Annotated in this window: 11 protein-coding genes and 1 pseudogene; 9 read left to right on the forward strand and 3 right to left on the reverse strand. The window is 62.8% G+C overall.

From position 1 onward, the window contains the following. Nucleotides 1–41 precede the first annotated feature (41 nt). Nucleotides 42–827: a type II CAAX endopeptidase family protein gene (locus VFL62_RS15785; protein ID WP_325173326.1), complete on the forward strand. Its 786-nt coding sequence runs from the start codon at nucleotides 42–44 to the stop codon at nucleotides 825–827. A 23-nt stretch (nucleotides 828–850) separates the two neighbouring features. Here the strand turns inward: VFL62_RS15785 and ruvX are convergent, their stop codons facing one another. After that, the gene (ruvX, locus tag VFL62_RS15790) at nucleotides 851–1,324 is read right to left on the reverse strand and encodes a Holliday junction resolvase RuvX (RefSeq protein WP_325173316.1); all 474 of its coding nucleotides are present in this window, start codon (nucleotides 1,322–1,324) and stop codon (nucleotides 851–853) included. 31 nt (nucleotides 1,325–1,355) lie between these two features. Continuing rightward, nucleotides 1,356–2,246, reverse strand: a complete 891-nt coding sequence (locus VFL62_RS15795; protein WP_325173317.1) for a LysR family transcriptional regulator — start codon at nucleotides 2,244–2,246, stop codon at nucleotides 1,356–1,358. A gap of 105 nt (nucleotides 2,247–2,351) precedes the next feature. Here VFL62_RS15795 and VFL62_RS15800 point away from each other — a divergent pair, with 105 nt between their 5' ends. The 8 genes from VFL62_RS15800 (at nucleotide 2,352) to VFL62_RS15835 (ending at nucleotide 9,984) form a co-directional block, all read left to right on the forward strand. Next, complete coding sequence (locus VFL62_RS15800) at nucleotides 2,352–3,338, forward strand: nitronate monooxygenase (RefSeq protein ID WP_325173318.1); 987 nt, start codon at nucleotides 2,352–2,354, stop codon at nucleotides 3,336–3,338. 23 nt (nucleotides 3,339–3,361) lie between these two features. Further along, the gene (locus tag VFL62_RS15805) at nucleotides 3,362–4,438 is read left to right on the forward strand and encodes a nitronate monooxygenase family protein (RefSeq protein ID WP_325173319.1); all 1,077 of its coding nucleotides are present in this window, start codon (nucleotides 3,362–3,364) and stop codon (nucleotides 4,436–4,438) included. 72 nt (nucleotides 4,439–4,510) lie between these two features. Continuing rightward, nucleotides 4,511–4,798, forward strand: a complete 288-nt coding sequence (gene gatC / locus VFL62_RS15810) for an Asp-tRNA(Asn)/Glu-tRNA(Gln) amidotransferase subunit GatC (protein WP_325173320.1) — start codon at nucleotides 4,511–4,513, stop codon at nucleotides 4,796–4,798. An 81-nt stretch (nucleotides 4,799–4,879) separates the two neighbouring features. Then, nucleotides 4,880–5,098 carry a hypothetical protein gene (locus VFL62_RS15815; protein WP_325173321.1) on the forward strand — a complete coding sequence of 73 codons (219 nt, stop codon included), beginning with the start codon at nucleotides 4,880–4,882 and terminating at the stop codon, nucleotides 5,096–5,098. Further along, complete coding sequence (gatA, locus tag VFL62_RS15820) at nucleotides 5,099–6,574, forward strand: Asp-tRNA(Asn)/Glu-tRNA(Gln) amidotransferase subunit GatA (RefSeq protein ID WP_325173322.1); 1,476 nt, start codon at nucleotides 5,099–5,101, stop codon at nucleotides 6,572–6,574. After that, complete coding sequence (locus tag VFL62_RS15825) at nucleotides 6,565–6,858, forward strand: hypothetical protein (RefSeq protein WP_325173323.1); 294 nt, start codon at nucleotides 6,565–6,567, stop codon at nucleotides 6,856–6,858. The genes gatA and VFL62_RS15825 overlap by 10 nt, the downstream gene beginning before the upstream one ends. 5 nt (nucleotides 6,859–6,863) lie before the next feature. Then, nucleotides 6,864–8,342, forward strand: coding sequence for an Asp-tRNA(Asn)/Glu-tRNA(Gln) amidotransferase subunit GatB (gatB, locus tag VFL62_RS15830; RefSeq protein WP_325173324.1), 1,479 nt, complete (start codon nucleotides 6,864–6,866; stop codon nucleotides 8,340–8,342). 1,375 nt (nucleotides 8,343–9,717) lie between these two features. Next, nucleotides 9,718–9,984: a hypothetical protein gene (locus tag VFL62_RS15835; RefSeq protein ID WP_325173325.1), complete on the forward strand. Its 267-nt coding sequence runs from the start codon at nucleotides 9,718–9,720 to the stop codon at nucleotides 9,982–9,984. A 105-nt stretch (nucleotides 9,985–10,089) separates the two neighbouring features. Here VFL62_RS15835 and VFL62_RS15840 read toward each other — a convergent pair. Beyond that, a pseudogene (locus tag VFL62_RS15840) lies at nucleotides 10,090–10,363 on the reverse strand (transcriptional regulator); the annotation flags it as partial.

A 10,363-nucleotide genomic window follows, 5' to 3' on the forward strand; every position in this document is an offset into this window, starting at 1 on the left:
GCTTGACCGCGCCTTGCCCCAGTAGAAGCGAAGGCCAGTTGATGGATTCTCTCAACCCTGAATCTCAAATTCTCATCGCGCCGCCCGAAACCTCAAGCCCGCGCGTCTGGAAGTTCTGGGGTACCGCCTTCTGGGGCTTCGTCGTCTTCGCTGCGATGTTCGTCGGCCAGCTTGCGGTGGTGGCCTGGTTTCTCCTCCAGCAAAGCGGCCCGATCAATCGGGACACGTTCGGCGAAGCGGTCACCGCGGTCGTCAGCAACGGCGTGACGATCTCGCTTTCGGTCATCACGGGATTGCCCGCCGTTGCCGTGGCGCTCTGGGTCGCGATCCGGATCAAGCGCGCCAGCTTTGCCGATTACCTGGCGCTGCGCGCGTTTTCCTGGGCCGATTTGGGTATTGGCGTCGTCGCGCTGTTCGTTCTTGTCATGGGATGGGATGCGCTGTCGCGGGCCACAGGACGAGAGGTCGAACCTGGCTTCATGGGCGACGTGTTGAAAACCGCACGTGCCGACGGTGCGTTGGGGCTTCTGGTCGTCGCTTTCTGCGTGGCCGCGCCGATCACCGAAGAATTCTTCGCCCGCGGTTTTCTGTACCGCGGATGGTCGGAATCATTCCTGCGCGTGCCCGGCGCCATCGTTCTGTCGTCGCTGATCTGGACCGGACTGCACCTGCAATACAACTGGTATTTTCTCGGCGAGGTGTTCTCGATCGGCGTTCTGCTCGGCTATATCCGGTACCGCAGCAAATCGACCTGGCTGACCATCATCCTGCACGGCCTGAACAATCTCGGCGCGGTGGTGCAGACGATCATCCTCACGAGTTCATAGCTTTCCGCGCCGGGATGCCAATGTCAGGGCCGGGACCTCAGCCGGTCGAGCGCGCCCTGAAGGATGAAGATCGCCGCGTGCTCGTCGATCACCTCGGCACGGCGGGCACGGCTGACGTCCATGCCGATCAGTTCGCGCTCGACCGCCGCCGTCGACAACCGTTCGTCCCACAACGCGATCGCAAGTTCAGTGAGTTGCGAAAGATTTCGTGCAAACGCCCGCGTCGATTGCGCGCGCGGCCCCTCGCTGCCGTCCATGTTGATCGGCAGTCCCAGCACGAAGCCGACCGTCGCCCGTTCGCCGGCGATCTTGAGCAGCGCTGCCGCGTCCACCTTAAAGGCCTTGCGCTGAATCGTCGTCACGCCTGTAGCCAGCCGCCGGTCGGGATCCGACACCGCAACGCCAATGGTCTTGGTGCCGAGATCAAGCCCGATCAGCGCACCTCGCGCCGGCCAGTGCGCGGCGGCTTCGACCAGGGGGAGGATGAGTGCGGGCATCGCTCCGGATAGCGCGCAAAGCACCGGGTGATCAAGCCGCAACGACGCAGTCGGCACCGTTCAGACACGAGAGGAGACCGCTCAATGCGCTGGTTTGGTGAGCGGCCCGGCGCTGGATGAAGAGGGTTTCGACTTGCGCCCAGGGCGCATCGAGCGCGAGCAGGCTCACCTCCTTGCGCTGCTCGCTGCGTTCGACCACGGCGCGCGGCAGCAGCGAGACGCCCATGCCCGCGGCGACGCAACCGATCATGCCGTCCAGCGTGCCGAGTTCGAAGCGTGCGGCGGACGGCCAGCCAAAATCGGAAAATACCTGCTCCAGCCGCTGGCGGTAGGTACAGCCGGTGCGAAACACCAGCGCGGTCGGTCCGGATTCCGCCGTGCCCGCACGTAACGCTGCAAGAGTGTTGAAGCGCCGCGGCGCCACCAGCACGAGCTCTTCGCGGAATGCGACCGTCGCGACAAGTTCGGCATGATCGATCGGTGCGGCGACGAACGCGCCATCAAGCGTGCCATCCAGAACGGACGCGACCAGGTCTGCTGTCGTCGCCGTCTTGAGTGTGAGCTGGACGGCCGGATATCGGCGGTGAAATTCGGCGAGTAGCGTGGGCAGGCGGATCGCAGCTGTCGTTTCCATCGAGCCGATCGAAAGCGGGCCTTTCGGCTCGCCATCGTCGCGCGCCGCCAGCACGGCCTCGCGTGACAGCGCGGCCATTCGCGCCGCATAGGGAAACAATCGGCGGCCCGCGCCGGTTAAGGTCATGCCGCGGCTGTGGCGTTCGAACAATGCCGTGCCGATCTCCGCCTCGAGCGCCTTAATTCGCTGCGTGACGTTCGATTGCACGGTGTTGAGCTCTTCGGCGGCACGGGTGATGCCGCCGCTACGGGCCACGACCGAAAAGGTCAGGAGATCAACCAGTTCCACGGGCGACCTTCGTTTTAATTCGGAGATGGCTGGGTTCTCTAATATTCACTTTTTAAGAATGCTAGGCCGGGCTACGCTGGATGTCGAGAGAGTGTGAGGACGGTCATGCCAATCAGTACGCCGCTGACATCGCTTCTCGGCATCCGGCATCCGATTCTCTCCGCGCCGATGGCGATCATCGCAGGCAGCCGGCTGGTCACAGCGGTCGGCGAGGCCGGCGGCTTCGGCATTTTGGGTGGCGGCTACGGCGAGAAAGAGTGGCTTTCGCTGGAAATCGCCAAGCTGCAAAACGCCTCGGTTCCTTTCGGCATTGGTTTCATCACCTGGAGCATGGCAAGGCAGCCTGAGCTTCTGGAAATGGCGCTGGCGGCACGGCCGCGCGCCATCATGCTGTCGTTCGGCGATCCCAAGCCGCATGCACCGCGTATCAAGGCTGCCGGTTGCCTCCTGATCTGTCAGGTGCAGACCGAAGAAATGGCGAAACAGGCGCTCGATGCCAGCGCCGATATTCTGATCGCGCAGGGCACCGAAGCCGGCGGTCATGGCGCGTCCCGAACCACTTTCGACATCGTTCCGGCGATTGTCGATCTCGCGGCCGGCCGTGTCCCTGTCGTCGCTGCCGGCGGCATCGCCGATGGACGGGGCATGGCGGCGATGATGGTCATGGGCGCGAGCGGCGTCCTGCTCGGCACGCGCTTCTATGCCAGCATCGAATGCGACGGCGCGGAAGAGGCAAAGAAACGGATTTGCGCGGCCTCGAGCGGAGAGACGGTTAGAGGTGTGATCTTCGATGTTTCGCGCCAGATCTGGTGGCCGGCGCCCTTTACCGCCCGCACCTTGATCAACGATCATGCGCGGCGATGGATGGGAAAGGAGACCGAACTCATCCACAATATCGAAGCCGTCACCGCTGAATATTTTGCGGCGCGCGACGCCGGGAATTTCGATGTAGCCGGCGTCTTTGCCGGGGAGGCAGTCGGCCTGATCCACGATATTCCGCCGGCTGCCGTCATCGTCGAGCGCATTGTCACCGAGGCCGATCAGATCCTGAGCGGACGACGTAACTTTCCGGCGGCGCGCGCGACGCCGTAAACCAACACCAGCGAGCAAAGAAAATGTGGCCAGATCGCCGACTGATCGACCTGTTCAGGACTGAATTTCCGATCGTGCTCGCGCCGATGGCAGGCGTGATGGACGCCGAGCTTGTGATTGCGGCCGCACAGGGTGGGGCGCTGGGCTCGCTGCCTTGCGCCATGCTTTCCGCCGAAAAAGCACGCGAGCAGGTCAACAGCATTCGCCAGCGGGTCTCGTCGCCGGTGAACATGAACTTTTTCTGCCACGAGGCTGTCCCGGTCGATCCCGTGCAGGAGACCGGCTGGAAGCGGCGGCTCGCGCCTTATTACAAGGAGTTTGGTGTCGATCCGGACGCGCTGGTCAACGCCGCCAACCGCGCGCCCTTCGATGCGACGGTGTGCGAGGTCGTCGAAGAACTCAAACCCGAGGTCGTCAGCTTTCATTTCGGTCTGCCGGAGACCGGCCTGCTGGCGCGGGTCAAGGCCGCCGGCGCAACGGTCATGTCATCGGCAACCACGGTGAGGGAAGCGATCTGGCTCGAAGAGCACGGCGCGGATGTGATCATCGCGCAAGGCGCCGAGGCCGGCGGCCATCGCGGCATGTTCCTGACGGAAAATATCGCCGAACAGCCCGGCACCTTCGCGCTGGTGCCGCAAGTGGTGGACGCGGTGAAGGTCCCGGTGATCGCCGCCGGCGGCATCGCCGACGGGCGGGGAATCGCGGCGGCCTTTGCGCTGGGCGCCGCCGGCGTGCAGATCGGGACGGCTTACTTGCGTTGTCCGGAATCCAAAGTAATCGCGCCGGCACGCGCTGCGTTGGCCCAGGCTTGGGATGATTCCACCGTCATCACCAATGTCATGACCGGGCGTCCGGCTCGCGGATTTGCCAACCGCTTGATGCGCGAGGTCGGCCCGATTTCGCCGGACGCACCATCGTTTCCCCATGCGGCGACCGCGCTCGGACCGTTACGGGCGGCAGCCGAAAAACAAGGCAAGGTCGATTTCACCAACGTCTGGGCCGGACAGGCGGTGCGGCTCGGCAGGGACATGCCGGCCGCCGAGCTGACCCGGGCGCTCGCCGGCAGCGCCTTGGCGCACTTGAGCAAATTAGCGGGCTAAAGGCCGGTTGCGGCGCAAAACCGGCCTCTGCTATACCGCACGCTGAAACCCGAATTTGAGGCCATATATATAATGTCGGTCGATGCTGACACCGTCCGCCGGATCGCGCATCTGGCGCGGATCGGGGTGAAGGATTCCGAGATCTCCCACCTCCAGGGCGAGCTGAACGCGATGCTCAAATTCGTCGAGCAGCTTGAGGAGGTCAATGTCGAGGGCGTCGAGCCCATGACCTCGGTGACCCCGATGGCGATGAAGAAGCGGGCCGATGTGGTCAACGATGGCGACATCGCCGATGACATCGTGAAGAATGCGCCGGAAACCCAGGATCACTTCTTCCTGGTCCCGAAAGTCGTCGAATAGCATAGCGTTTTCGAGCGAAGTGGGTACCGGTTCGCGTGAAGAAAACGCGTCAAAGAAAGAGTCAGATACAAGAGTCATCCGATGTGCATGCTCTGCGACGATGAAAAGGCCTACCGTGCCTACATGGAATATCTCGACGCCATGGAGAAACAGGGTAAGGCCGCCGATCCCGACAAGGCGATCGACGCCGTGCTCGATGCGCTCGAAGCGGCCAGCCAGGCGCGCGGCGAAGTGAAGCGCGACGATCCCGCCGACGACAAGACGCTCTCCCCGTTCTTCTGCTCTCCGGTTAACAAGTAAATGACCGACCTGACATCGCTGACGCTTAGCGAGGCACGTGACGGCCTCGCGAAGAAATCTTTCACCTCGCTCGAACTGACCGACGCGCATTTGAAGGCGATGGAGGCCGCGCGCGTCCTCAATGCCTTTGTGCTGGAGACGCCGGATCGCGCGCGCGCCATGGCGCAACAGGCCGACGCCGGTCTCGCCAAGGGCGAGGGCGGTCCGCTCGCCGGCATTCCGCTCGGCATCAAGGATCTCTTCGCGACCAAGGATATCAGAACCACCGCGTGCTCGAAAATTCTCGGCAATTTCGTGCCGACCTATGAGTCGACGGTAACCTCGCAGCTCTGGCGCGATGGCGCCGTGCTGCTCGGCAAACTCAACAACGACGAATTCGCGATGGGCTCGTCCAACGAGACCTCGTGCTTCGGCCCCGTCGTCAATCCGTGGCGGCGCGAGGGCTCCAACACCTCGCTGGTGCCGGGCGGCTCGTCCGGCGGTTCGGCTTCGGCGGTTGCCGCACTCCTGTGCATGGGCGCGACGGCAACCGACACCGGCGGATCGATCCGCCAGCCGGCCGCTTTCACCGCCACCGTCGGCATGAAGCCGACTTATGGGCGCTGCTCGCGCTGGGGCATCGTCGCCTTTGCGTCCTCGCTCGATCAGGCAGGTCCGATCGGCCGCACCGTGCGCGACACCGCGATCCTGATGCGTTCGATGGCGGGCCATGATCCCAAGGACACGACCTCGGTCGATCGTCCAGTTCCCGACTACGAGAAGGCGATCGGAACGTCCGTGAAGGGCATGAAGATCGGCATTCCCAAAGAATATCGCCTCGACGGCATGCCGGCCGAGATCGAAAAGCTCTGGAGCGAAGGCGCGGCGTGGCTGAAGGCCGCCGGCGCCGAACTCGTCGAGGTGTCGCTGCCTCACACCAAATATGCACTGCCGGCCTATTACATCGTCGCGCCCGCCGAAGCGTCCTCCAACCTCGCGCGCTATGACGGCGTCCGCTACGGCCTGCGGGTGCCGGGACGCGCGATCGCCGATATGTATGAGAACACCCGCGCCGAAGGTTTTGGCGCCGAGGTGCGCCGCCGCGTGATGATCGGCACCTATGTGCTCTCGGCCGGCTACTACGATGCCTATTACTTGCGGGCGCAAAAAGTGCGCACGCTGATCAAGAAGGACTTTGAGGATTGCTTCGCCAAGGGCGTGAACGCGATCCTGACTCCCGCGACGCCGTCGGCCGCCTTCGGCGTCGGCGAGAAGGGCGGTGCCGATCCGGTCGAGATGTATCTCAACGACATCTTCACGGTGACCGTGAATATGGCGGGCCTGCCCGGGATCGCGGTTCCCGCTGGCAAAGATTCTCAAGGTTTGCCGCTCGGCCTGCAACTGATCGGGCGTCCGTTCGACGAAGAGACGCTGTTCTCGCTCGGCGAGGTGATCGAACAGGCCGCCGGCCGCTTCATGCCGGCGAAATGGTGGTGATGATGGGGGCGCTGAAGGCTACACTCGGCAACGCGGCGCCGGAGACCGGCCTTACGCCGCCCCTCGCGGCGCTGTGGTGGGCCGCCAAGGGCGATTGGGACGCCGCGCACAAGATCGTTCAGGACGAGAGCGACGCCAACTCCGCCTGGGTGCATGCGTATCTGCACCGGGTTGAGGGCGATCTATCCAATGCCGGCTATTGGTATCGCCAGGCCGGCCAGCCCGTGGCGAAGGATTCATTTGAAAGCGAGTGGGAGCGGATCGTCTCCACGCTCGAGGGTTAGAGGACATGACGGCAACCAGCGGCAAATTGATCAAGGGCGCAACCGGCGACTGGGAGGTCGTCATCGGCATGGAAGTCCATGCCCAGGTTACCTCGAATGCCAAGCTGTTCTCCGGCGCCTCGACCGCATTCGGCGGCGAGCCCAACTCGCACGTCTCGCTGGTGGATGCGGCGATGCCGGGCATGTTGCCGGTCATCAACGAGCAATGTGTCAAGCAGGCAATCCGCACCGGGCTCGGGCTGAACGCCCAGATCAACCGGCGCTCGGTGTTCGACCGCAAAAACTACTTCTATCCGGATTTGCCGCAGGGCTATCAGATCAGCCAGTACAAGTCCCCGATCGTGGGCGAGGGCGAGGTGACGGTCGAACTGGAAGGCGGCAAGACCGCGACCATCGGCATCGAGCGGCTGCATCTGGAGCAGGATGCCGGCAAGTCGCTGCACGATCAGTCGCCGACGATGTCGTTCGTCGACCTCAATCGCTCCGGCGTCGCGCTGATGGAGATTGTTTCAAAACCGGACATCCGCGACGCCGAGCAGGCCAAGGCCTACGTGACTAAGCTGCGCTCGATCCTGCGCTATCTCGGCACCTGCGACGGCGACATGGAGAAGGGGAGCCTGCGCGCCGACGTCAACGTGTCGGTGCGCAAGGTGGGCGGGCCGCTCGGCACCCGCTGCGAAATCAAGAACATGAACTCGATCAACTTTATCGGCCAGGCGATCGAGTATGAGGCGCGGCGCCAGATCGAGATCATCGAGGACGGCGGCGTCATCGACCAGGAGACGCGGCTGTTCGACCCGAACAAGGGCGAGACGCGCTCGATGCGCTCCAAGGAGGAAGCGCACGACTACCGCTATTTCCCGGACCCCGACCTGCTGCCGCTCGAGTTCTCCGAGGATTATGTCGCCGAACTGAAGGCGGATCTGCCGGAACTGCCCGACCAGAAGAAGGCGCGCTTCATCGCCGAGTTTTCGCTCTCGCCCTATGATGCGAGCGTGCTGGTGGCCGAGCGCGAGAGCGCCGACTTTTTCGAGACGGTGCTGGCCAAGCTCGCAAATCAGGCCCGTGACGGCAAACTCGCCGCCAACTGGGTCATCAATGAGCTGTTCGGGCGGCTGAACAAGGAAGGGCTTGCGATCGGGGCTTCGCCGGTCTCGGCCACACAGCTCGGCGGCATCGTCGATTTGATCGGCGAGGGCACGATCTCCGGCAAGATCGCCAAGGATCTGTTCGAGATCGTCTGGCAGGAGGGCGGCGAGCCTCGCGCGATCGTCGAAACGCGCGGCATGAAGCAGGTCACCGACCTCTCCGCCATTGAAAAGGTGGTCGATGAGATCATCGCAGCCAATCCGGACAAGGTTGCACAGGCTAAAGCCAAGCCGCAGGCGCTCGGCTGGTTCGTCGGTCAGGTGATGAAGTCCTCCGGCGGCAAGGCCAACCCGCAGGCCGTCAACGATCTCCTGAAGTCGAAGCTCGGTATCTAAGTCAATGCATCGACGCCGCGCGCCACGCGCGCGGCTCCCGCTTGGTGACCGATCGTTCACGATGTTTGATGATTGACGGCATCCGTCCGGTGCTCGCGTCGCGAATCGGCCTCATTCGATTCGAGATGGAATCGGCGCCTCGTCAGCCCCGATGAGGCGCCGACGGCTCTGAAAGCGAAAAATTTTTTTCTTGCCAAAATTCCGATTCGGAGTCCGTGCGACAGGCCTATGAGCCGACTTTTGATCGCCGCGCCCGTCCGATTGAGCAAGCACAATCGATATCGAGAAAATCAGAAAGCACTTCTGCGCTAGTGTTTCGCGCGCATTTTTGATTTTCGTGTCGGCGTCTCGTTCGGATTTTGCGCGTTAACGTTTGCGCCTCTCGGTGCTGCTTCGCAGCTCTCGCATCGCGCGTGCGCGGCGCAAGCCGTCAACCCTTCCTTAAGCGGGAAGCTGTTTTTTTCGTCGTGTTGGTGTATTCGGGATGTAGTGCATCTCGATTCCCGAGTGCACGCAGCGATTAAGCCATCTCACATTGGAGGGCAACATGGCGAAGAAAGCGAAGAAGGCGAAGAAGGCGAAGAGCGCAGTGAAGAAGACTGCGAAGAAGACCCGCAAGGTCTCCAAGAAGAAGTAAGTCTCGCCTTTAAGAAGATGCCGGCGGCTTGATGCCGGCACGTCACACGAGCCTTCGGACGGTTGCTTCACGTGAAGCGGATTTGAAGAGCGGCTCTTGTCGACGAAAGAGGGTGTCGGCGAGACATCAGGTCAAACGGCTGGATCGTCCTGAGGGGAGCTTGCTCCCGCCAGAGGCCGGTCCGGCAGAAGAAACTGGTTTTCTTCGTTCGGTGCGAATCCTGCAAGTGGTTCGCAATTTCATCGGTCCGACGGCGCAAATGCCTGAAGGCCTCTGAGATCTGGTCCTGACGTGTTCGCCGACGCCCTCGTTCCAAGCCGGTGTGCTTTTTGCCCGGCGGAACTTTCCCGAACCCTTTGACAGTTTCGATCGGTCTGCTTGTGACCCGCGCCTTGCGTCCGCTGGCTCCCGGCTCTGCGTCCGCCGCTGCCGATCCTGCTCGCCGGCCTTCGCCGATGGTTACCGGCTTGCGAAAAGCGAGGGTAAACGGATTTCCCTATAGCGCTCAGAAACCCGCATAAAACAAGCACTTTTGGCTCCGTGCCGGTTCGACGGCCGGCCGCGCGTTTACGCCCGATTCATTCCGACCTTTAAACTGTCCTTCAAATTTGAACGGCCATGATCGCCCCAACAGCCGATCAACGGCGGACGCGCGTAAAGCGCAATGGGGAAACAACTGGGCAGGGGCCGCGCGCGGCTACAAGCGCGCTACTCAATAACAAGACGGGGAGACTTACGATGTTTCAGGGTTCTATCGATCTGGATTCGGCCATCCCGGTGACGGCGACCGCCATTCCGGACGTGCTGTTCGAGCGCGGGCTGTACTGGGCGAGCGGACGTTCCGGCGTGGTCAACCTGATCGCCGCGCACAAGTGGTTCAACCTGGCTGCCCTCAAGGGCCGCGGTGACGCCGTTCAGATGCGCCGCGAGGTCGCCGAGCTGATGTCGGACGTGGAAATCGCCACCGCTCAGCGCGAAGCCCGCGACTGGATCAAGGCGCACTAGCACCGCTGATCTGAAGTTCCCCAACCGCAACGGGCGGGTTCGATCAGGGACTTCAGATCGACAAGGCGGAACCAGGATCATAACTCGCCGTTGCCGATGCTGCGATCATCGCGATGCGGCTGCATCCTTCTTCAGGATCGATCTGATCCTGTCGCGAAGGTCCGGCGTCGTCGGGTGATAGACGATCATGCTGAGGTCTGGCCGGCCGTCGACGGCGAAGGCCGAATATTCGAACGTCACAATGCCGAGTTCGGGATGGCGGATGTTCTTGATACCCTCGCCATGCGGCTGCGCGATATCGTGGTCGCGCCACATCGTCTCGAACTCCGGGCTCAGCCGACAGAGTTCCTCGACCAGCGGCCCGATTTCCGCGGCAGCG

The sequence above is a fragment of the Bradyrhizobium sp. genome (assembly GCF_035701725.1).
In the GTDB taxonomy this organism is placed as follows: domain Bacteria; phylum Pseudomonadota; class Alphaproteobacteria; order Rhizobiales; family Xanthobacteraceae; genus Bradyrhizobium.